This window comes from Streptomyces hygroscopicus subsp. hygroscopicus, from assembly GCF_030269125.1.
Lineage (GTDB): Bacteria > Actinomycetota > Actinomycetes > Streptomycetales > Streptomycetaceae > Streptomyces > Streptomyces hygroscopicus_C.
This window is the reverse complement of record NZ_BSSM01000003.1, coordinates 124,717-146,520: the sequence shown is the minus strand read 5'-3', so window position 1 is coordinate 146,520 and position 21,804 is coordinate 124,717. Positions and strand designations below refer to the sequence as shown.

General features: G+C 70.4%; 17 protein-coding genes and 1 pseudogene. 12 read left to right on the top strand and 6 right to left on the bottom strand.

What is annotated here, in order from left to right; translation table 11 throughout:
• Positions 1 to 19: 19 nt before the first annotated feature.
• The 3 genes from QSK45_RS08755 (at position 20) to QSK45_RS08745 (ending at position 3,278) form a co-directional block, all read left to right on the top strand.
• Positions 20 to 1,018 (top strand): ArsR/SmtB family transcription factor, encoded by a 999-nt coding sequence (locus tag QSK45_RS08755; RefSeq protein ID WP_285554868.1) that lies wholly within the window; start codon positions 20 to 22, stop codon positions 1,016 to 1,018.
• Positions 1,019 to 1,242: 224 nt separating this feature from the next.
• Positions 1,243 to 1,599 carry a helix-turn-helix domain-containing protein gene (locus QSK45_RS08750; protein WP_285554866.1) on the top strand — a complete coding sequence of 119 codons (357 nt, stop codon included), beginning with the start codon at positions 1,243 to 1,245 and terminating at the stop codon, positions 1,597 to 1,599.
• A 485-nt stretch (positions 1,600 to 2,084) separates the two neighbouring features.
• Positions 2,085 to 3,278 carry a serine/threonine-protein kinase gene (locus QSK45_RS08745; protein WP_285554863.1) on the top strand — a complete coding sequence of 398 codons (1,194 nt, stop codon included), beginning with the start codon at positions 2,085 to 2,087 and terminating at the stop codon, positions 3,276 to 3,278.
• Between the two features lie 367 nt (positions 3,279 to 3,645).
• On the opposite strand, the gene QSK45_RS08740 is transcribed toward QSK45_RS08745, so the two are convergent.
• Positions 3,646 to 4,152 (bottom strand): GNAT family N-acetyltransferase, encoded by a 507-nt coding sequence (locus QSK45_RS08740; protein ID WP_285554861.1) that lies wholly within the window; start codon positions 4,150 to 4,152, stop codon positions 3,646 to 3,648.
• Positions 4,153 to 4,339: 187 nt separating this feature from the next.
• Between QSK45_RS08740 and tpg the strand changes: the two genes are divergently transcribed.
• Positions 4,340 to 4,870: a telomere-protecting terminal protein Tpg gene (tpg, locus tag QSK45_RS08735; RefSeq protein WP_490993522.1), complete on the top strand. Its 531-nt coding sequence runs from the start codon at positions 4,340 to 4,342 to the stop codon at positions 4,868 to 4,870.
• A 135-nt stretch (positions 4,871 to 5,005) separates the two neighbouring features.
• Positions 5,006 to 5,500, top strand: coding sequence for a hypothetical protein (locus tag QSK45_RS08730; protein WP_285554859.1), 495 nt, complete (start codon positions 5,006 to 5,008; stop codon positions 5,498 to 5,500).
• Positions 5,501 to 5,656: 156 nt separating this feature from the next.
• On the opposite strand, the gene QSK45_RS08725 is transcribed toward QSK45_RS08730, so the two are convergent.
• The 3 genes from QSK45_RS08725 to QSK45_RS08715 form a co-directional block, all read right to left on the bottom strand.
• Positions 5,657 to 6,397, bottom strand: coding sequence for a class I SAM-dependent methyltransferase (locus tag QSK45_RS08725; RefSeq protein ID WP_490993537.1), 741 nt, complete (start codon positions 6,395 to 6,397; stop codon positions 5,657 to 5,659).
• 593 nt (positions 6,398 to 6,990) lie between these two features.
• Entirely contained in the window at positions 6,991 to 8,469 is a 1,479-nt protein-coding gene (locus QSK45_RS08720) for an alpha/beta hydrolase (RefSeq protein WP_285554855.1), read from the bottom strand.
• A gap of 641 nt (positions 8,470 to 9,110) precedes the next feature.
• The gene (locus tag QSK45_RS08715; protein WP_285554853.1) at positions 9,111 to 10,088 is read right to left on the bottom strand and encodes an AraC family transcriptional regulator; all 978 of its coding nucleotides are present in this window, start codon (positions 10,086 to 10,088) and stop codon (positions 9,111 to 9,113) included.
• Between the two features lie 75 nt (positions 10,089 to 10,163).
• On the opposite strand from QSK45_RS08715, the gene QSK45_RS08710 reads away from it, so the two are divergent.
• Both QSK45_RS08710 and QSK45_RS08705 read left to right on the top strand, forming a co-directional pair.
• Positions 10,164 to 11,012, top strand: a complete 849-nt coding sequence (locus QSK45_RS08710; protein WP_285554851.1) for an NmrA family NAD(P)-binding protein — start codon at positions 10,164 to 10,166, stop codon at positions 11,010 to 11,012.
• Positions 11,009 to 11,458, top strand: a complete 450-nt coding sequence (locus QSK45_RS08705; RefSeq protein ID WP_285554849.1) for a nuclear transport factor 2 family protein — start codon at positions 11,009 to 11,011, stop codon at positions 11,456 to 11,458. The genes QSK45_RS08710 and QSK45_RS08705 overlap by 4 nt, the downstream gene beginning before the upstream one ends.
• A gap of 565 nt (positions 11,459 to 12,023) precedes the next feature.
• Here QSK45_RS08705 and QSK45_RS08700 read toward each other — a convergent pair.
• The gene (locus QSK45_RS08700) at positions 12,024 to 12,707 is read right to left on the bottom strand and encodes a TetR/AcrR family transcriptional regulator (protein ID WP_285554847.1); all 684 of its coding nucleotides are present in this window, start codon (positions 12,705 to 12,707) and stop codon (positions 12,024 to 12,026) included.
• 204 nt (positions 12,708 to 12,911) lie between these two features.
• Between QSK45_RS08700 and QSK45_RS08695 the strand changes: the two genes are divergently transcribed.
• From QSK45_RS08695 to QSK45_RS08685, 3 genes are all read left to right on the top strand, one after another.
• Positions 12,912 to 16,121, top strand: coding sequence for a bifunctional cytochrome P450/NADPH--P450 reductase (locus tag QSK45_RS08695; RefSeq protein WP_285554844.1), 3,210 nt, complete (start codon positions 12,912 to 12,914; stop codon positions 16,119 to 16,121).
• A 161-nt stretch (positions 16,122 to 16,282) separates the two neighbouring features.
• On the top strand, positions 16,283 to 17,329 hold the full coding sequence (locus QSK45_RS08690; protein WP_285554842.1) for a zinc-binding dehydrogenase: 1,047 nt from the start codon (positions 16,283 to 16,285) through the stop codon (positions 17,327 to 17,329).
• A gap of 108 nt (positions 17,330 to 17,437) precedes the next feature.
• Complete coding sequence (locus QSK45_RS08685; protein WP_285554840.1) at positions 17,438 to 18,088, top strand: TetR/AcrR family transcriptional regulator; 651 nt, start codon at positions 17,438 to 17,440, stop codon at positions 18,086 to 18,088.
• Here QSK45_RS08685 and QSK45_RS08680 read toward each other — a convergent pair.
• Positions 18,057 to 18,206: pseudogene (locus QSK45_RS08680) on the bottom strand (TetR/AcrR family transcriptional regulator); the annotation flags it as partial. The gene QSK45_RS08685 and the pseudogene QSK45_RS08680 sit on opposite strands and share 32 nt — an antisense overlap.
• A gap of 357 nt (positions 18,207 to 18,563) precedes the next feature.
• On the opposite strand from QSK45_RS08680, the gene QSK45_RS08675 reads away from it, so the two are divergent.
• The gene (locus QSK45_RS08675; RefSeq protein WP_285554838.1) at positions 18,564 to 19,433 is read left to right on the top strand and encodes a DUF6924 domain-containing protein; all 870 of its coding nucleotides are present in this window, start codon (positions 18,564 to 18,566) and stop codon (positions 19,431 to 19,433) included.
• A gap of 119 nt (positions 19,434 to 19,552) precedes the next feature.
• Positions 19,553 to 21,655, top strand: a complete 2,103-nt coding sequence (locus QSK45_RS08670) for a WD40 repeat domain-containing protein (RefSeq protein ID WP_285554836.1) — start codon at positions 19,553 to 19,555, stop codon at positions 21,653 to 21,655.
• The last annotated feature ends 149 nt before the right edge of the window (positions 21,656 to 21,804 follow it).

Here is a 21,804-nt window from a genome sequence, read left to right as displayed (position 1 = left end):
TTTCGTGTGGAGGCAAAACATGCTGGCCATCGGGGTGGGACCCGTCGACGTGGCGCGTACCCGCTACGCGATCTCACCATTGGGCGAGGCGATGCAGGCGCTGCGCGTCGCAGCCGGCGTGCAGACCCCCGGCCCGCTCCGGCCGTGGACCGAGCGCATCGCGCCCCGGTACGAGCAGCTGCGCCGGCAGGTGCCCGCGGTCGGGGCGCTGACGGCGCTGTACCGCCGCGGCCACTACAACGCCGACTTCATCCATCCACCACCGTCGGGCCCCGGTGGCGACTTCGCCACCGAGCTGGCCGCCGTACGAGCGACTCCATTGCACCGCGCACGCCTGGAACTGGCCCGCAACCTGCAGGGGCTGCGGACGCCGCCACGCCACGTGCAGCGCATCCTCGACTCGCCGGATGTGGTCACCCGACTCGCCGACGCGCTCGAAGCGAGCTGGCAGGCACTGGTCGAGCCGGACTGGCCCCGGCTGCGCACGGTGCTGGAACGTGACCTGGTCCGCCGCGCCGGGCACCTGGCGACGTACGGCTGGGCAGCAGCGCTGTCCGATCTCGACCCGCGGGTGAGATGGCGCTCCCAGGGGCAGGCCGGGACCATCGAGGTGCGCACGGGCTCGCGAACCGCATGGGACCGGTACCAGCTGACCGGTCAGGGCCTGCTGCTGATGCCCACGGTCTTCGGCACTCTGATCAGCTACGTCGAACCGCCATGGCCCTACGCCCTGGTCTATCCCGCCCGGGGCATCGCGGACCTGCTCGGCCCCGTGGCGCGTACACCAGGCGGTGAAGCCCTGAGCCGGCTGCTCGGCCCGCACCGCGCGGACGTGCTGCGCGCGCTGGACGTGCCGGCAACGACGACGCAGCTGGTCGCCCAGCTCGGCCTGAGCCTGGGCACCGTCGGCAGCCATCTGGCGGTGCTGCGCGACGCCGGTCTGGTCACCCGCACCCGCACCGGCCGGGCTGTCCGCTACGAGCACACGCCGCTGGGCGCGGCCCTGGCGGCCAGCTGAATGCCGCCGGGCGGCACACCTGGCCGCCCGAGGCGGGGTGCCATTGACGAACGACGATCCAATCGACAGATAGCTGAGCATGACGCTCCGAAGGGTTGGAGTGCGCGGCGGATGTCGTTTTTCGAAGTCGCGTGCGCAGGTGAGCCGCTGTTTCGTCGGTGAGTGCACGGCACTGCGGAATCGCGGGACAGTCGAAGTCGCCTGCGCTACGTGCGATCCGACCGGTGGATCGGCTACCCGCGCGCCACCGCGGCAGTGGAACGGCCCCCCTGCCGATCAACACCGCCGACGAGGGTATGGGCCGCCTGGCCTTCCTGCTGCTGGCCCTGTTCGCCGAGATGGAACGCACCTTCACCGCCGAACGCGTTGCCCACGCCCGCGCCGTCGCCGTAGCTGCAGGCCGCCGCATCGGCCGCCCCATCGCCCACCCCGCCGACAAGATCGAGTACGCCAGGCTCCTCAAACAGCAGGGCACCAGCCTCGGGCAGATCGCCGCGAAGACCGGAATCCCCAAGACCTCGCTTCACCGCTACCTCGCGGAGGCAGACTCCGCCGCCGCGCCGTTCGGAGACGCGCAATGACCTTGGTTCCTGACCCGCTGCAGGTCGATGTCCTTGGGCGGAGTGGAAGTCTTGTGCGAGCGGCAGTCGACGGCCCCGCTCCGCAGCCGGGGACGCACCGGGGATAGAAAGCTGATTCGGATCAGGGTGCCCGTCATGGCGAACACCCCCGCCGTCTGGCGGGTTTCTGGGTAACGGGTGTGTCACCTTCAAAGCCGCGCCATGATCCCGATCGCGCTGGTTTGCCGGCAGAAGGGACAGAAATGTTCGAAACGGGGGAGGCGTAGCAGTGCGAGACCAGCTTCTCGGGGGCCGTTACCGGTTGGTGCGACAGCTCGGTGAGGGCGGCATGGGGCAAGTATGGGAGGCGCAGGACGAGACGCTGGGCGGCCCGTCGCGGTCAAGGTGATCTCTCTGCTCGCCGGTGGCGGAAGCCTCGGAGGCGAGGCACGGGCCAGATTCCTGCGCGAGGCACGGATCACCGCCCAGTTGAGCACCCCAACATCGTGACCATCCACGACCTCGGCGAAACCGGCACCGAGGGCAACAGGGTCCCGTTCCTGGTGATGGAGCTGGTCCGAGGCGAGGGCATGGACGCGATGCTGCGCCGAGGTGTCGTCACCCTGGCGGACGCGGCCCGGTGGGGCGCGCAGATAGGTGACGCACTTGCTGACGCGCACGCAGCCGGAATCATGCACCGGGACATCAAGCCGTCCAACATCCTCATCACGCCTTCCAGAACCGTGAAGGTCCTCGACTTCGGCATCGCGAGAGCAGCCGACCCCTACGCCACCGCGGACCGACTCACCCAGACCGGCTTCATCGTGGGCACGCCCCCGTACATGGCGCCCGAACAGGCACGTGGCTTCCCGGAACCGCGCGGCGACCTGTACGCACTCGGCTGCCTGCTCTTCGAGCTGATCACGGGGCGGCTGCCGTTCCAGGCCCCCGACAGCGTGGGTTACCTCACGGCTCACCAGACCCAACTGCCGCCCACACCCAGCTCGGTTACCGCGGGCATCCCACCCGCCTGGGACGACGTCGTACTAACCCTGCTGAACAAGGACCCCGCCCAGCGGTACCCGAACGCCGCCAACCTCGCCCACGCACTACGACAACTCGACCACGAGCCCCAACCCGCACCCCTACCAGTCACCCTCACCCAACATCCCACAACGCCCCGCACGACTCCGCTCCCGCCCGGGGTCTCCGCCCCGGGGCCAAGCAGCGGCTCGCCGCAGCCGAAACCGGCATCGCTGAACAACCCAGCACACCTTCGTCACCCGGCCATGGGCAGGAACCGTGCGGCACTGGAACGGTTCGGTCCCTCAGCCGTCCTAGCCGTGCTGCTCACCGTGACGGTCACGAAGGCGATCGACGTCCCGTTGTTCGTGATCGAATACGGCGGCGAGGGTATCCGGGCGTATGTCTACGCACTGGCGATCACCCTGGCGGTGACGGCGGCGCTCACGCCGCGCTCCAGAGTTCTCACGCGCGGGATCGGGTACGTGACCGCGCTGCTTGCCGTCATCGGTGTCAACCTCATTGCCACTGACAACAGGCCACTCTGCTATGTGACGACTGTCCTGACCATTGCGGCGTACTCCTACCGCGACGTCAAAACCCGGCGAGCCCGGTCGCTCCACGGCACGTCCACGCACACGACTTCGGACATCCGTGCAGGCGACTTCGGACATTGACAGCGGACTGCGGGCAGAGCTGCGGCCGGTGTTTCATAGGTGCTGCGCGACATCGCCAAGCGGCTCGTCATCACCCCCGGTGCGAAGAAGGGGCAGCACCATCGCGCGCCACCGTCATGCGGATGCTGCGCGAACACGACGAGCAGGCCGCCACGGCCGCGAGCACCCGACCACCCGCTACTTCGCGGCTGGTGTCTGGGATGGGACTCCAGGGCCTAGAGTCCCGCGGGTTCACGCAAACTGAAGGGTTCTTGGTGGGAACCCAAGGGTCGGTCGCCATGCTTCACGGTGCTGGTTCCGCGAGTTTGGCTCCAACTCACGACCACGCCGCTTCCTGGCTCTCTGGGCGGCCGAGAGGGTAAGCGGATTAACCAAGAGGGTGGCCGTAGCGCAACTTGTTGAGAGTGGCCCCGCCGGTGGTGTCCACCACTGCCGCGCCGTCGGGGCGCCAACCGGCGGCCTCGTAGAAGCGCCGGGCTCGTTCGTTGTCCTCGAGTACCCACAACACGGCCTGTTCGTAGTCAGCCTGGCCGAGAGTCGTCAACACTGCCGCCATCAACCGCTTTCCGACCCCAGCGCCCCAGGCCTCGGGCATCGCGTAGAGCGTGCCGATTTCCGCGGTGGCAGAACTCTCCTCAGACGGGCTGAAACTTGCGAACCCGACGATCCCGGCCTCGGTTTCGGCTACCAGCACTCCCGATGATGGCCACTGTGTCTCTGCGATACGTGACGTCCAGCTGGACTCTTCGTGGTTTGGGTCCATGGCGTCGAGGTAGTGCTGCGGAACAAGACCGGCAAAGGCCACCTGCCAGGAGCGCACGTGGACACGAGCGACCGCCGAGGCGTCATCAGGCCCTGCCTGTCGAATCCGCATGGCCGTCATTCTTCAAGTCTCCGCGCTCCGGGCCAAGTTCTTTTGCCGAGGGCCCTGTCGAGTGCCCGGCTGCCTGTTCCAGCAGTGCCCGCGCCGAGTCCGCGTAGCGGATGGCAGTCTTCTCGTCGATGCCGAAGATGAGCGCAAGGTGGAGCGGGTCGGCGCCGCCAGAGAAGGGGAGCAGGCCGTGGTGGACTCGCTCGGGGACAGCCTGGACCGCGCGCTGGAGGGGGCGTTCACCCGCCGCATCCCGCAAAGCGCTCAGGCCCACATGAAGTACCTGGTCAAGCAGCTCAAGCGCACCAAGGCCACCGCACAGGCGCTCGGGATCTCCCAGCGCACCGTAGAGCGGTACGTCTCCGGCAAGCTCAAGCGGCCCCGCCAGGACCTGCGCGGCCGCCTAGAGCGCGAGGTCAAGAAGCGGTGGCAGCCGCAGGTGCGGGCCAAGGCGAGGAAGAAGGCGGCCTCCACCGACGGCCTGGTCGTCAGCACGCGCGCACGCTTCGGGTTCACCGCAGCGCCGGGCACCACCGACGACGCCCGAATCCGCGCCCAGGCCGTGCCACCCGAGTACGCCGACCAGCTGTTCACCGCACGCGAGCAGGGCGCCACCGAGCAACAGCTCCAGCAGATTCGCCGCCGCCGGCCTCGCCCAGATGTACTTCCGCGCCAACAACACCCGCGCGCACGGCCTGGGCGTGGGAGTTCACCGACATGAGCAGATCGGCATCGAGCTGTAGGAGGCCAGGCACCCACAAGGCCCCGCACCAGCGCCAGAAGCGCGGTGCGGGGCCTCACGCGTTCGGCGTTCAGCACGCTTCCAGCATGCCGGCGCGCGTCCTACCCTCTGGCCATGCCTTGGACAACACTGGCCAGTGCCGTAGTCGGCGCCTTAATCGCGACTGCTTCCGCCGCGCTGCTGGACCGCAGTCGCTGGCGGCGGGAGCAGGATGACCGCCTCATCAGCACACAACGTGTCCTGTACAGCGAGTACCTCGCGTGCCTCTCTCAGGCCCGCAACGACTTCCGTAGCCTGGCGCGCAACCAGACCGTGGACTTGGCCGAACGAGAGCGCTCCGCCCGCGACAGCTTCGCGCCGTGCTACGGCGTGCGCTACCAGATGTCGATCACGGCCGCGTCGAACGTATTCGTCGCCTCCGAGGACGCTTTTCGCCGACTACGTGACGTGCGGGATCTCGCAGCGGCTGGCACCCTCGCTGGGGACGAGGCGTACTCGGGTGGCCGCGCCGAGTACGAGGCTGCGCTCACTCGACTTCGTGATGCTATGCGCCTTGATCTCGGAGCTGACCGGGAACCCGCGGTGGCCAGGTCAGGTGTCACCCGATAGTGCAGCAGTCCCTACAGTGCGGTCAAGAGGGTGTCTAACTCGGTCGTCACAACCCGATGTTGGACACCCTCCCCTGCGTCCGTGAACCCTCCATTCGGAACTACTCATCTAGCCCTGCCGGCGAGAGGATGCCTTCACGTCTCGGCGTGGTGGAACTTACGGTTTGTGGGTTACCCAGAGCAGTTCCGCCGGCCAGCGGTGCGCCCAGTCGGGTGGGTCGGTCTCGTTGTAGCCGTTGGCTGTTCCGGGTTCGGGCCGCGGCTCGATGAGGTCGTCGATGACGAGACCCGCGCCGCGCAGGACTTTGACCCAGTCGCCGTAGGTGAGCTGATAGCTGGTCGCGCCGTCGTCTTCGGCGATGGTGTTCAGCCCGAAGTAGTCCTGCTGCAGCGTCGTGGTCACGCGGCTGGCGGCTTCGTCGTAGCAGGCTTCGAACCAGGGGCTGGCCACGTTGAACACCAGGCGTCCGCCTCGGCCCAAGACGCGTGCGGCCTGCGGGACGGCCAGGTGCGGGGGCGCCCAGCTGAGCCCGCCGAAGTCGCAGAACACCAGGTCGAAGCTGTCGGCGGCGAAGGGGAGTTGTTCGGCGGCGCCTTGCACCAGCGGGTAGCGGGTCGCTCCCATCGCGCGGGCCGCTGCGGCGAGTTGGGCTTCGGACAGGTCGAGCCCGACCACGGTGGCGCCTTCGGCGGCGAGCGCCTTGGACCACTGGCCGGCGCCGCAGCCGAGTTCGAGGACGCGCTTGCCGGTGACGTCGCCCAGGGCGTGCAGGTGCGCGTCGGGGATGGAGTACATGCCCCACAGCCGGGGTGCGGCGCCGATTTGCGGGTCGTGCTCGTGCTGGTAGGCGCTGCTGATCTGGTTCCAGAGCCGCCGGTTGGCGGGGATGCTGTCCACGTGTCGACTCCAGCACTGCCTGCCGGGGGCCGTCAACACGATTAGGACACTGGCCAGCCCTCGCCTCGGTCCGGCTCTGGCTCGGCCCGTGATCCGCCGGACGAGCCTCGGCCAGTGGCCTGCCTCCGGCAATTCGTGGATGCTCACCTGTGCCCGTGGCACGCACCGGGTGGGTGCGCGCCACGGGCACAGGTGAGCATCCACTCTCACGGTGGTGCGGCTACCGGTGAGCACCGGGTGCGGGTGCATCGCGTGCGCCAGCACGAGGCGCTCGTTGCGCATGACCTCCAAGTGTGTCGGCCGATTCCACCAGGGGGCGGGCCTTGGGTCAAGGCCTGGTTTCCAACCACTTGTGCGCCGAGTCATTGACAGCAATGACGTACGGTCCGTAGGTGTTGCGGATTGGAACCTGGTCAACCCACTGAGCTGCGGGTGGCAATCACCCGTATGAGCAGCCGGGTCATCGGCGTTGACGGCCGGCGGTCAGCTGCTCAGACGGCTGTGTATTGGCGAATACCGGATAAGTGAAAGCTCCGTGGGGTCAAGCCGAGGGGGCATTTAGCGCGCTGGCCCGGCGCTGCGGCAGGGTGCGCTCACTCGCAGTAGACGTCCGCCCGGGGCTGTTGGCCGGTGGCCAGGAACCGCGAGACGGTTTCGTCTCCGCAGGCGTTGCCGTTGGCGAGGTAGGCCTCGTGACCGGTGGAGTTGACGGTGACCATGACGGCACGGCGGCCCAGGGCGGTACGGAGCTTGAGGGCGCCGTTCAGTGGGGTCGCCACGTCGCGCTTGTTCTGGACAAGCATGATCCGGCCGGCCGGTCCGCGGTCGGTGATCCGCACCGGTGCCTGTTCCGGCCGCCACGGCCAGGCGGCGCAGACCATTGCGTTGCGAGGCATGCCCGCGGTCAGGGGGTACTCGGCGCGGCTCTCGTCAACAGCCCTCTGATAGAAGTCGGTTGAGCGGGGCCAGGCGACGTCGTTGCAGATGGTGGCGGCGGCCACGCCGGTGAGGTTCTGCAGGACGGTGTCCGGGGGCGACTGTGGCGTGGGCGGGACCGTGCCCTTGCGTGCGGCCAGGATCAGCCGGGCCAGACTGGCGTAGTCGTGGGGGCTGTAGAAGCTGTTCAGCATGGTCTGGCGCAGGACGTTGCCGTTCAGCTCGGCCGGGTTGGCGCCGGGCCAGGGGATCGGGGCGCGGTCCAGGCGGGAGGCGAGGCGGAGCAAGAGGGGTCGCACCTCGGCGGCCGTGCCGGCCAACCGGTACGGATTGCCGGGGGCGGACGCCCACTTGGCGAACACGGGGAAGTTGTCCTCGACGCCCACCTCAAACGCGGCGAGCCAGGCGCGCTCCGCCCTGACCGGGTCGGGGTTGCCGTTGCTGTCGAGGACGACGCGGTCCGTGCGCTGCGGGAACAGCTGGGCGTAGATCGCGCCGACATATGTCCCGTACGACACGCCCCACACCGACAGGCGGCGCTCGCCCAGCACGGCCCGGATACGGTCGATGTCACGGGCGTTGTCGACCGTGCTGATGTGCCGGATCAACGCGCCGCCGTTGCGGGCGCACGCGTCCGCCATACGCCGGGCAGTGGCCATGTTTCCGGTGACCGATCCATCGGCGTCGGGCCAGGGCCGCAGCGCCGTCAGGGCGAGGTCGCCGTGCCCGACTCGGCAATCGACCGCCGTGGAGGGCGCGTTGCCACGCGGGGCGAACCCGATCAGGTCGTACTGGTCCCGCACGGCCTGAGGCAGCTTCTGCCCCTTCCCGGACGGGTCGTCAAGGCTGTCGCCGCCCGGCCCGCCGGGGATGAGCAGCAGCGCGCCCCGGCGCGCCCACGGCTTCTCGCTGCGGATACGGGAGAGCGCCAGGTCGATCTTCGGGCCGTTCGGGACGGCGTAGTCCATCGGCACTGCGAGGGTCGCGCACTCCTGCTGGGGATCGTGGCCAGTGCCCTCACACCTGGCCCAGTGCAGCGGCCCGCCGGTACTGGCGGAGGACGTGACCGGAGCGAGCAGGCCGAGGACGACGGCGGTGGCGGCGAGCAGTGAGGCGTTGCGGAAATTCTTCGTCATGGACAGAGCTTCGTTGAACTTCGCCGGCCGTCCCATCCGGTCAACACCCCTGTGTTCAGGGGGCCTACCCACCCCCCGGCTCGGGTTCGTCACACATCCCGACAGTCCACCGGTAGGGCTCATCGCCCGCCGACGAGTGGTGCCTGTGCTGCGGCTGGTGGGGCAGTGCGCGGTCGTGGTCAAGGCGCGGGATGTCCGGCCAGGCGGGGCGCGCGCGGTGCGGGACGGCCATCTCCGCCAGCAGGGCGGCGTCGACGGCATTGGGCGCGCCGGGGCACAGCACGGCAGCGAGGATGGGGCGGGTGGTGACATCGACGGCAACGGTTGGTTCGGGCCGGTCGAGGGGTGTCCTGACTGCACCCGTTCAAGGCGACCAGAGCGGCCGACACCGCGCAGAACGCCCCAGGCCAGCGGCCACGAAGGGGCGACCACGGCGGTGAAGGCCACCGCCTCGGTGTGCCCGGAGGGCAACGACGAGGAACCGGGCCGGTACTTTACTCGATCTGCGCACTGCCAGTACGCCGCGCAGCCCACCCCGGATCGTCCCGACGGGGCGGTCATCGCCACAACCGCCCCGGACCGGTGGGCCGGCGAGTCAGTCCGCGTCCTGGACCTCGGCCCCTGACCATCCACGCACAGCCTCACGAGCCCGGGTGCGTGGTGGTAAGCCGTGGTGCGTCTGCTGCTGCTTGCTCCCTCTGGCGCCAGGTTCCTGGCGGGTGTCCGTGGTGGCGGCGGAAGGCGGCCGCGAACGCGAAGGGCGAGCCGTAGCCGACGGCGTCGGCGATCTGGGTGAGGGTGAGATCGTCGGCGCGCAGGAGGTCGCGGGCGAGCGTCATCCGCCATTCGGTCAGGTACTGCATCGGGGCTTGGCCGAGCGCCTCCCGGAACACTCGTGCGAAGGCGGCCCGGGAGAGGCCGCTGATCGCGGCGAGTTCCGGAACCGTCCACGGATGGGCGGCGTTCTCGTGCATGGCTCGTAGCGCGGCGGCCAGCCGGGGGTCCGCGGAGGCCCGGTACCAGCGCGGTGCGGTGGCGCTGTGGCGGAAGTGGCTGCGGATGGCCAGTACGAGAAGCAGGTCCAGGAGTCGGTCCAGCACGATCTGCTGAGCGGGTTCGGTGTGGACCAGCTCGCGGGACAGCAGGGTGATCACCTCCCGTAGGGGGTCGTCGATCGCCGCCGAGAGGGTCATGACCTGGGGCAGTGCGTCGAGCAGCCCGCTGCCTACGTCGCCGGTGAACTGGTAGGCGCCGCACAGGAACACGGTGGCCTGCGGGTTGTCGCCGGGCCCCGCCTGCGCGTGGCGTGCCCGGAACTCCTCCGGTTCCAGGCAGTCGGTGCCCGGTTCGTGTCCGATGCAGTGGTCCGGCCCGCCGCGTACCAGCGCGACGGTTCCCGGTGTGAGTTCCACCGGCCTGCCGGGGGTGTCCAACCAGAGGTAGGCCCGTCCGCGGACGACGGTGTGCACGGCGAGCTGGATCGCGCCGCCCAGCCGAAGTCCCCACGGTGGTTCGGCGACCGTCCGTGCGAACACCGCGCCGGCGGCGCGCGCCCGCACCAGGTGATCAGACAGCAGGTCCATGGGCTCATGGTTGAGCAGGACGAGCGTCAGGGTCAAGGAACGAGAGCTTCACGTAAAAAGCCGAGCGGAACGCGCATGGATTGTCTCGGCTGTGCCGTCGAGGATGGAGCTATGAACAAGGAAGCACCTACCGCACTCGTCCTGGGGGGCACGGGACGGACCGGCTCGCTGCTGGCCGGCGCACTCGCCCGGCGAGGAATCACCCCCCGTACCGCCGCGCGCCGCGGAGCCGACGTCCGGTTCGACTGGGACGACCCCGCCACCCATCCGGACGCACTGGACGGCGTCGACCGCCTCTACCTGGTGACACCGGTCATGCGCGTCAGGTACGCCGACCAGGTCGCCGACTTCCTGGACCTCGCCGAGACGGCCGGCGTACGCCACGTCACGTTCCTGAGCACCTACAACGCCGACCAGGCACCGGAGGGGATCGACATCGCGGCCGTCGAGGCCGACCTCGCCTCCCGGCGCTCCGTGACGCATTCCGTTCTGCGTCCCGCCTGGGTGATGCAGAACTTCGCCGACGATCACCTCCCGGTCGTCGACGGGGTGATCACGGCCCCGAGCGACGGCGGCACGGAGGCTTTCGTCGACGCGGAGGACATCGCGGCGGTCGCGGCGGAGACCCTGCTGGACCCTGAAGCCCACGCCGGCGCCGTCTACTCGCTGACCGGCCCGGAGGCCCTCACCTTCCGCGAGGTCGCGGACACCATCGCCTCCGTGAGCGGACGCCCCGTCTCCTACGACGATATCGACCAGGAGGCGTGGATCAACGGCGCGCTCGCCGCCGGCGTCTCCGCCGACTACGCGGTGATGCTGCGCTGGCTCACCGGCGCCATCGTCACCGGCAACGGCGCCACACCCACCGGCGACATCGAGAAGGTCACCGGCCGGCCGGCCACCACGTTCCGCGAGTTCGCCGAGCGCAACGCCCGTGCATGGACCGGGGAGGCGTCATGAGCAAGACGGTCGGCGACAATGCCCCCTTCGGGGCTGACAGCCCGTTCTTCCGCATCATCAAGAAGGGCCTGGACGGCCTGGTCGACGGGGAGGACTACTTCGACCTCCTCGCCGAGGACGTGGTCTTCGAGTACGTGATCTCCGTGCCGGGGTATCCCGAGCGAGTCGAGGGACGGCAGGGGATCATCGACCTCTACAGCGGCTACGGCGACTACATGCGGCTGCACGGCGCGGACAACCTCCGCATCCACCGCGATCCCGAGACTTCTGTCGTGGTCCTGGAGTACGAAGTGCACGGCACGTCGGTCCGGACTGGTCGGCCCTACGACAACCGCTTCGTCTCGGTCGTGACCGTCAAGGACCGCAAGGTGGTCCATTGGCGCGACTACCTGGACCCCGTCGCCGTGTTCGACGCAGCCGGATGGCCACAAGGCCGCCACGCGTAAAGGCCAACGCGGCAGACACCTGCCAGCCGCAGAGGCTCAGGGAAGGGCGGTACACCAGCGGCGGGGGCGCGTCCCGGCACGGCTGCCCCTGCTGGAGCGGCGGAGATTCCGGTAGGGGGGGTGGGGCCGCAGAAGAGGTACACGGTGCAGAGGCAGCCCGCAGCAGGCAGCTGCCGCTACTGGTGCGGGAAGGGCGAGCCCCTGGAGGACCCGGCGTGCACGCCGGGTCCATCTCGCCGGCGGTGACGCAGGCGGCGCCGGCATCGACGATCTGCCGCAAGGGCGGGTACACCAAGGGCATCCGCAGGACGCCGGCACCGATCGTCAGGCCGATCAGTCCCCCGAGGATGTTCATCTCGGCGTCCGAGGTGTCGCACACACGGGCCCAGGGAGGTGCGGCGGGCAAGCCACCACGCGCCTGCACCCAGCGCCGGGGCGATGAGCATGGGAGAGAAGGCCGAGCTGGGCTGGATGACCAACTGGCGCTGGATGGACGCCGCGCGCGGCGACCTGAGCTCGTCGGCCACGGACGAGCCGCAAGCCGTGGCGCTGCAGCGCCACGGACTCAACGGCGGCCGACGTCCTGGCCGTCAGAACCGGCGGTGAGCCGACCCTCCAGGCCCGTGATGAGTGTGTCGATCACCAGCCGGAACATGTGGTCCTGATCAGGGCCTGCCTGGTCTGCGTCCGTGACCTCGTCCGCGCCGGCGGCGGCACCGGTGGGCTTGAGGCTCGCCCACTGCTGGAGCGAGCCGTTGAGCTCGGCGCCGAGGACACCGACGACGACGGCGACCATGAGAGCGGCGATCTCCGGGACCTCCGGCTTCGACACTCCCGCAGCGGCTACGACGGCGGTGAGCGCGGTCCAGAACGGGTCGTCGGGCTGGATGAAGTCCGGCAGGTGGCTGAACGAGTAGGCCATCAGCTCGGGGTGACGGTGCGCCAGGGTCCGGAAGTCCGTGGCGAGCAGGCGGATGCGCTCCTGCCAGGGTGCGTCCTCCAGCGTCACCGTACGGAACTGGGCGCCGACCATTCTCGTCACGCCGCGCAGCACGGCTTCCTTGTTCGGCACGTGGTGGTACAGCGACATCGGGTTCGCGTCGAGCACGGTCGCGAGTTTGCGCATGGTGAGCGCCTCGACCCCGTCCGCGTCGATGAGCCGCAGGGCGGCGGCGTAGATCCCGGCCTCGGTCAGAGGAACGTCTCTCTTCCTCGTCCCCCGCGGGGGACGCCTCACCTTCTTTTCCATACCACGTACGGTATCAGTTTCGTACACCGTATGGAAATGGCCTGAATCACGGCGCCGGCCTGCGCGGCGGAGGTTGCGCCAGATTTCCATACGCCGCACGGTACCAATTCCATACAGCGTATGTTTCTGTATGGGGCCGCGGTATCGACCTGCGCAGCGCGCCCTTGCCCATCCCCTCCACCCCCTCCACGCAGAGGAGCAGGCATGACCACGTACTCCGCGAACGACCTTCGCCCCATCCGGTCCCCCCGTGGGATTCCCCTGCTCGGCCACACGCCGCAGATCCCCGACACCAACCCGGTGGAGTACTTCGGTGAGCTGTCCAAGCAGTTCCCCGAGGGCATCTACGGCATGGACATCGCCGGTATCGAGCAGATCTTCGTCTACGACCCGGACCTGGTGGCCGAGGTCTGCGACGAGACGCGGTTCTTCAAGCAGATCGACAAGACACCGCTGCAGCACGTCCGGGACTTCGCGGGCGCGGGCCTCTTCACCGCCCACCAGCACGAAGAGGAATGGGCCATGGCCCACCGCGTCCTGCTGCCGGCATTCAGCCAGCGGGCCATGAGGGCCTACTTCGGGCAGATGCTGGAGATCGCTCAGAACCTGGCGGGCAAGTGGGAGCGCCGGGAGGGCCGGCCGGTCAACATCACCGACGACTACACCCGCCTGACGCTCGACACCATCGCCCTGTCAGGGTTCGGCTACCGGTTCAAGTCCTTCGGCAAGGAGGAGCTGCACCCCTTCCTCACCGCGCTGCTGGGCGCGCTGGTGGAGTCGCTGCGGCGCTCGCAGGAACTTCCGATGATGACCAAGCTGCGCAAGGCGGACGCCCGGAAGTACCGCGACAACATCCGGCTGATGCAGGACCTGGTCGAGAGCGTGATCAAGGAGCGCCGCGAGGGGAAGGGCATCGGTGAGGAGGACCTGCTGGGTCTGATGCTGGAGGCCACCGACCCGGAGACCGGCAAGTTGCTGGCCGACGACAACGTCCGCGACCAGGTGCTGACGTTCCTGATCGCCGGTCACGAGACCACCAGCGGCCTGCTGTCGTTCGCGACGTACTCGCTGATGCGCAACCCGCACGTCCTGGCCCAGGCGTACGCCGAGGTCGACCGCCTGATGCCCGGTGACACGGTCCCGGACTACGACACGATCATGCAGCTGGACGTCATCCCGCGGATCCTGGAGGAGACGCTGCGCCTGTGGGCTCCGATCCCGGCGTTCGGCAAGGCCCCGCTGGAGGACACCGTGATCGGCGGCCACTACCAGCTCAAGAAGGGCACGCAGGTCATGATTCTCGAAGGCCCGCTGCACACCCATCCCAAGGCATGGGAGCGTCCGGAGGAGTTCGACATCGACCGGTGGCTGCCGGAGAACCGGGCCCAGCAGCACCCGCACGCCTACAAGCCGTTCGGCAACGGCGTACGCGCCTGCATCGGCCGGCAGTTCGCGCTCACCGAGGCCCGCCTGGCCCTGGCGCTGGTGCTGCAGAAGTTCAAGTTCTCCGACACCGGCGACTACAAGATGGACGTACGGGAGGCGCTGACGCGCAAGCCCGGCAACTTCGAGCTGATCGTCCGCCGTCGTCAGAAACACGAGCGCACCGTCTTCGGCGCCGCCGACCTGCAGACCGGCGACACGCCGACGCAGACAGCGGTCAGTGGTGTCGGGGTGAACCTGACCGTCGCCTACGGCTCCTGCGAGGACCTGGCACGCACCATCGCCGACCGCGGTGAGCGCTCCGGGTTCGGCACCACCCTCATCAGCCTGGACGAGCTGGGCGACAACCTGCCCACCGAGGGCCTGCTCGCCGTCGCCGCCGCCAGTTACAACGGCAAGGCGCCGGACAACGCCCAGCGCTTCGACGCCCTGCTGGCCGCCGGTCTGCCGGAGGGTTCAGTGTCGAACGTGCGGTTCGCGCTGCTGGGCGCCGGCAACACCCAGTGGGTGGCCACCTACCAGGCATTCCCGAAGCGGATCGAGGAAGGTCTGCTGGCCGCCGGCGCCACCCCCATCGTCGAGCGCGGCATCGCGGACGCCGCCGGTGACTTCGACGGCATGGCGAGTCGCTGGATGGACACCCTGTGGGCCACCCTGGCCGAGGAGTACGCCGCCGACACCTCCGAGGCGAGCGGTCCGCGCTACCAGGTGCAGCTGCTCACCGAGTCCGACGTGCGCCCCGCCATCGTCTCCGAGCAGGCGTACCCGCTCACCGTGGTCGCCAACGAGGAACTCGTGGCCGACGCGACCGGTCTGTGGGACTTCGGCATCGAGCCGCCGCGCCCGTCGGCGAAGTCCATCACCTTCGAGCTGCCCGAGGGTGTCACCTACGACACCGGCAACCACCTGGCCGTCTTCGCCAAGAACGAACTCGCCCTGGTGGAGCGCGCACTGAGGCGGCTCGGCGTCGAGTACGACCAGGTGCTCCGGCTCGACCAGCCGGCCGGTGGCCGCACCCACCTGCCGGTAGGCACCCCGGTCACCGCGGGCATCCTGCTCACCGAGTTCCTGGAGCTGCAGGACGTGGCCACCCGCTCCCAGATCCAGACGCTCGCCGAGTACACCCAGTGCCCGTGGACCCGGCCACAGCTCCAGGCGTACACCGCCGACACGCAGGAGGCCGAGGGGCGCTACCAGCAGGAGATCCTCGGCAAGCGGGTCTCGGTGCTGGGCCTGCTGGAGCGCTTCGAGGCGGTCGAGCTGCCGCTGGCGGTGTTCCTGGAGATGACGGGTCCGATCCGTCCGCGCTTCTACTCCATCTCCTCCGCCCCGTCGGCCAACCCGCGCCACGTGCGGCTGACCGTCGGCCTGCTGGAGGGCCCGGCGCTGTCCGGCGACGGCCAGTACCGCGGCACCTGCTCCTCCTACATCGCGGCCCTGGTGCCCGGAGACGTCGTGTACGGCTACGTGCGCGTCCCCTCCCCGACGTTCGCCCCGCCCGCCGACCCCGCCACGCCGCTGATCCTCATCGGCCCAGGCACCGGCGTGGCACCGTTGCGCGGCTTCCTGGAGGAGCGGGCCTGGCAGCGCGAGCACGGCACGCAGGTCGGCGTTTCGCAGGTCTTCGTCGGCTGCCGCCACCCGGAGCACGACTACTTCTACCAGCGGGAGATGCAGGACTGGGAGCAGGCCGGGATCGCGCGGATCCACACCGCCTTCTCCGCGGTGCCCGGCCACCCGGCCCGGTTCGTGCAGAACGCCATCGCCCATGCGTCCGACACGGTGTGGCAGGCCATCGAGAACGGCGCGTGCATCTACGTCTGCGGTGACGGCCGCCGTATGGCCCCCGCCGTTCGCGAGGCCCTCACCGCGATCTACCGCCAGAAGACAGGTCGCGACGACGAGACCGCCCAGCAGTGGCTCGCCCAGATGGAGGCGGACGAGCGCTACCAGCAGGACGTCTTCGCCTGACCGCCGCACGCCGTACGGCGTGTGTCCCCAAGCCGCCGGGAGGCGTGCGGCCCCGTCCTGCGACTCCGCACGCCTCCCGGCCCCCACAAGCCCTCCAGACACCACGCGGCATCCATCGGCCCGAGCCGCCGGGCGGTGCCGCTCACAGAAAGCAGATCTTCATGGACACCATGCTCGCCGGACGCTTCCACCTGGACAGCAGGAGATTCGCCGTGGAAGAAGTCCCGATCCCCGTGCCCGGCCCAGGCGAGGTCCTCATCGAGGTCAAGGCCGCCGGCGTCTGCCTCTCGGACGTCCACCTCCTCGACGGCTCCCTCGTCCCGCTGTTCGCCACCTCCGACACGGTCACCGTCGGCCACGAGGTCTCCGGTGTGATCCACACGCTCGGCCCCGACCTCAAGCACGGCCTGCCCATCGGCACCCGCGTCACCCTGGAGGCCGGCAAGACCTGCGGTAAGTGCGCGGGATGCGCCCGCCACCGCCCCTGCACCCAGATGCTCACCGCCGGCATCGACTACGACGGCGGCTGGGCCGAGTACGTGATCGCCCGAGAGGACACCCTCATCCCCATCCCCGACAGCCTCCCCTTCGACCAGGCCGCGATCATCCCCGACGCGGTCTCCACCCCCTACGCCGCCGTCGTCACCACCGCCGGTGTTCGTCCCGCGCAGTCCGTCGGCGTCTGGGGCGTGGGCGGAGTAGGCGCGCACAACGTACGCCTCGCCCGTCTCGTCGGCGCCGCCCCGATCATCGCCGTCGACCCGCTGCCCAGCGCCCGCGAGCGCGCCCTCGCCTTCGGCGCGGACTACGTCCTGGACCCGGCCGCCCCCGACTTCGCCGACCAGGTCCGCGCGGCCACCGACGGACGGGGTCTGGACTTCGCCTTCGACTGCGCCGGCGTACCCGCCGTCCGCGAGCAGGCCGCCTCCGTGCTCGGCCTGGGCGGCTCCCTCATCCTGGTCGGCATCACGCCCAAGCCGCTCACCATCACCGAGGGCCTGACCTTCAACTACCTGTGCAAGCAGGTGCGCGGTCACTACGGCGGCAGCCCCGAGTCCGTCTCCGAGCTGGTGCGGCTGACCGCGGCAGGCCGCCTCGACCTGGCCCCCTCCATCACGGACCACATCCCGCTCGTCGACGCGACCGACGCGGTCAACCGGCTGGAGAACAAGATCGGTGACCCGATCCGCCTCATCCTCGTCCCCTGACGCGCGTCAGCAGAACACCAGGTCACCTCGGGCAGGGGTGAGTGGGCGCCGGTGCGTGAGGGAGCACCGGCGCCCGCGGCTTTCCGGCAACCGTGGGGAGACAGAACCATGCAGACGACCGACACCCCGGGCCGTACTCCGCAGCGCGGGGATGCCCACGCCAACCGCAGACGCATCCTCGCGGCCGCCCGGCAGAAACTGCGGGAGGATCCCGACGCGAGTCTCGACAGCATCGCTCAGGCGGCCGGCGTCGCCCGGCGCACCCTCTACGGACACTTCCCCAGCCGCGAGGCGCTGGTCGCCGACCTGACGCAGGAAGCAGGCCAAGCGCTGCAGCGGGCGTTTGCCGCAGTCCGCGTCCAGGATGCCGATCCTGTCGAGACGATGGCGCGCATGGTCCTGGCCGCATGGGCGGTGGGCGGCCAGTACCGCATGCTCGTCTCCCTCGGGCGCCGCCACCTGGGAGAGACAGCGATCCGCGCCACCCTGGCACCAGCCCGCGAAGCGGCCATCGCGAGCCTACGACGCGGACAACACCAAGGTGTGTTCGCCCGTCATGTCCCGGCACCTGTCCTCGCCCGGGTCCTGGAAGCACTGATGCTGGCCCTCGCCGAGGAGGACGCCGCGTGCACATGGGCGGACCCCACGGGCGAGGCCGCTGCGACCGCGTTCCTCGTGGCCGCCGGTGTGGCGCCACCGACGGCCGCGCGGCAGGTGCAGGACGTTGTCAGGCAGGGCCGGGCAGCGGGCGCCGGGTGACGTCATGGGCGTCACACGGGGGAGCGCCGAGCATGCGCGGAACCATCTCGGCCAGGTCGGAGGCGGCCTCGGCGCCGTCGAGGTCCGGGCGAACCAGCCGGAGAGCCACGGGAGACAGTCACGGCGCGCGGAGCGGCTGCCGGGGCGGCGGTCGCGGTGGCCGCCGAAACGAGCGGCAGGGCGAGTGTGCCAAGCAGCGTCGTGGATACGGCAATTCGGGGAGAGCGCAGGCGGAAGGAACCTCCGCAGGGTCCTCGGCCGGTCCCACGCCAGCATTTTCAGCAGTCTTCTGGTACTCCAGTCTGACTTCGCGATCTTGTGGCCGCCTGGCCGGGAACGGGTACGGCCAGCGCGTCCTCAACGGCGACGCCTCCTACGTCCACATCAAGTAGACCCGGCACCAAACCGGTGCCTGCCACACTGGTCCCTGACGCCACGTGACCAGCAGGCATCACACCGATGACGGGGGTTCTCCATGCCGCGCTCCGCCTGGCCCCTCCTCCAGGGCCGCACCCGGCCCTTGAAGATGAAGGAATGGGGCGACCTGACCGTCATGGACCCCGACACCGGCACGCAGCCACCCGGCCGCGGGCTCCTGACAGCGGGCAAGGACTGGCTGCACATCGACGCAGGCAGCGCGCCGGAGAACCCCGTCGTCACCCTCTACGCCGGAACAGACCCGGGAGCCGAGAGCGGCTGGGACGAGCTCGAAGAGACCACCGTGGTCTCCACGACCGGCTTCCTCGCCCTGTGCGACAGCGGATACGAACCGGTACGCAAGCAGAACCTCGCCACCGCCGGGCCCGGCCCCTACCTGGTCCGCGTCCACGCCAGCGACCGCTCGACGGACGGCAGGAAGCCCCGCTTCCTCATCCAGATCATCCCCGGCGACCGCACCGGCGCCGAACCCGAACCGGAGGCCCCCACGATCAAGGAGGCCGCCGGCCCCCTCCTGGTCCGCACGTCCTTCGAACAGCCAGAGCCATGGGCGCGCCTGCTCCAGGCCCTCGAAGGCGCCTCGGAGCACTACGAGTCGATCACCGTCATCGACAACCCGATCTATGCAGGCTGCACGGCAGACCAGCTCCAGGCACGGGTCAGCCGCGACGAGGAAGGCTGGCCCGAAAGCACCCTCCTCCTCATCGCCGACGAGCAGGCCCTGGCCTCCGCGGAGTTCCCGCTGGTGGCCGTGGACAACCTGCCCGACGGGGACGACACCCCGTTCAGGATCACCCTCGCCGCAGCCGGCTCGTTCATCGTCAACATCGAACTGGGCAACACGAGCTTCGGCGACTGGAGCCGCGGCGCCGACGCCGACGGCGTCTACCGGGAACAGCACTACTGACAGCGCCTGGACGGTGGCAGGAGCCGCGCAGCGGAAACCCCACCGACGCAGCGGTTCTGGCCGCTGCGACCGTGCGCGGGCCCCGGGGCGGGAAGACGGGGGTGTGGGCGGTGGAGGGCGTGGGCGATCAGAGGGAGGCACAGGTGGCGGAGGACGAGCGGGACGTGGCGCGCCGGGCGGAGATCGTACGGCGGTCGCTGACGCAACCGCGGGGCACCGGCGGCCAGGAGACGGCGCTCGGGCAGGTGCTCGCGCTGGAGGCGTTGCGGTTCGGCTGGCGGCCGGAGGACGTCGGCGCGGGCGGTGCGCCCCACGCGCGGTGGGTGCCTGTCTGGGCGACCGGACGGGGCGCGGACGAGCGGCTGGTCCGCACGCTGCGCTGCGTTGTGGACGGCCGGCTGGGCGTGTGGGGCGGACGGCCCGTCGTGCTGGACCTGGACGGCAGAGGCGGCCTGCGCGTCCGTGACGCGGTGACCGGGGAACGGCGGGCGGGCTTCGCGGCCGGTCACGGGGCCCGTCTGGTGGCGGCTGTGCCGCACGGGAAGCGGCTGCTGGCGCTGACCGGCCGGGAGGAGTCGGACGGCGCCGGGCTGCCGGGCCGGCGGGAGAGCGCGGGCACGCTGCGGCTGAGGGACGTGGTGGACGGAACGCCGGTGGGGGTGCCGTTCGGGCCGGACAAGGGCCTGGCCATGGTGGCCGCCGGGGTCGTCGTGGACGGGCGGCCGGCGGTGATGTGCGACGACCGGGACGGGCTGGTGCGGGTCTGGGACCCGGCCACCGGCCGTGAGGTCGGTGGTCCGTACGCGGGCCACGCCCCGGACGGACCGGCGTCCCTGGCGGTGGCGGAACGGGACGGCCGCACGGTCGTCGTGTCGGTGGGGCGGTGGACCGGGGTCGTACGGGTGTGGGACCCGGTGACGGGGCGTGAGATCGCCGACGACGGCCTCACCGGGCCGGTGCGTGAGGGTCCGCCGGGCAAGGCCGGCCGGATCGACGCTCTCTCCGTGGGGCGGTACGGCGGGCGGACGTATGCCGCGTTCGGCGGCCTCGGCCGCACTGTGCGGTGGCGGGCGCTGGACGGCGCCGGGGAGAACGGTGTCCCCGAGGCGTTCGTCGGGCTTGAACAGCCGGTGGCGAGCGTGGAGTTCGGGGTGGCGGACGGGCGGCCGGCGGTGGTCGGGCTGGCTGTCGACGGAGTGGTGCGCGTCTGGCGGCCCGAGCGGCGGCGGCACGGCGGCGGCGCGATGGACGGACCTGGCACGGCACGGCGGGTGCGGGTGGCGGCGCGGGTCGGCGGGCGATGGGTGGTCGTGGGTGACGACCCGGACAGCGGCGAGACCGGGGTCTGGAACCCGGCCGACCCGCGGGCCGCGGTCGTGGCGTTGACCAGGCATCGGGGAGGGGTGGCAGCCATGGCCACAGTGACGGAAGCCGGGCGGACCCTGCTGGTGACCGCCGGGCACGAGGACCGACTGATACGGATCACCGACCTCGCGACGGCCACCGCGGCGTACCCGCCGATCGACTGCGGCGCCGAGCAGCCGCAGTGCCTGGCCACGGCCGTGGTCGACGGGCGGCTGGCGGTTCTGGTCGGGAGCGCGGAGGGGACCGTACGGGTGTGGGACTTGGCGACGGGCCGGCAGCTGCGGCCCGTGCTGAAGCCACCGCGCGAGGACGCGGTTCCGCGCCGGATCACGGCCCTCGCCGCCACCACGACCTCGGACGACGGGCCGGCCGTCGTCCTCATCGGACGCTCGGACCACACCGTACGGCGCTGGGAGCTGAACCGCTGGCGGCCGCTGGGCGGGCCGATGCGCGGGCACCGGCGCGCGGTGTCGCGGATCGTGCCGGTGCGCTGCGGCGGCGACGTGCTCGCCGTGACCGCGGCCGGGTTCGACCCGCAGTTGTGGGTGTGGGACGTGAGCACGGGGTACGCCCGCGGCGTGCCCCTGCGCGGACACCGGGGCCTGATCACGGCCCTGGCCGCGACCCGGCTGGGCGGACGCCCGGTGGCGGTGAGCGGTGGCCATGACGGCACCGTACGGACGTGGGACGTGCGGCAGATGACCGAGCTGGGCGAGCCGCTGCGTTTCCCCCACCGGGTAGGGAGCCTCGCCGCGCTGGGGGAGGAGGGCCTGATCGTCGGCTTCGGGGACGACCTGACGCTGCTGCGCCCCGCGGAGAGAGCACCTGGCTCGGACGGGTTTTCCTGCGTGGGGTAGCGGGCGCCGCCGCCGCTCCGTGCGCACGGACAGGTGGTTCCGGGGGCGGATTCCAGGGGTGAGCCGGGGTGTTGCGAGCGACGCCTCGGGGATCCGAGACGGAGGAGGGGCTCAACGCCGTGCGTTGCGGATCTTCAACCGCCCGAACC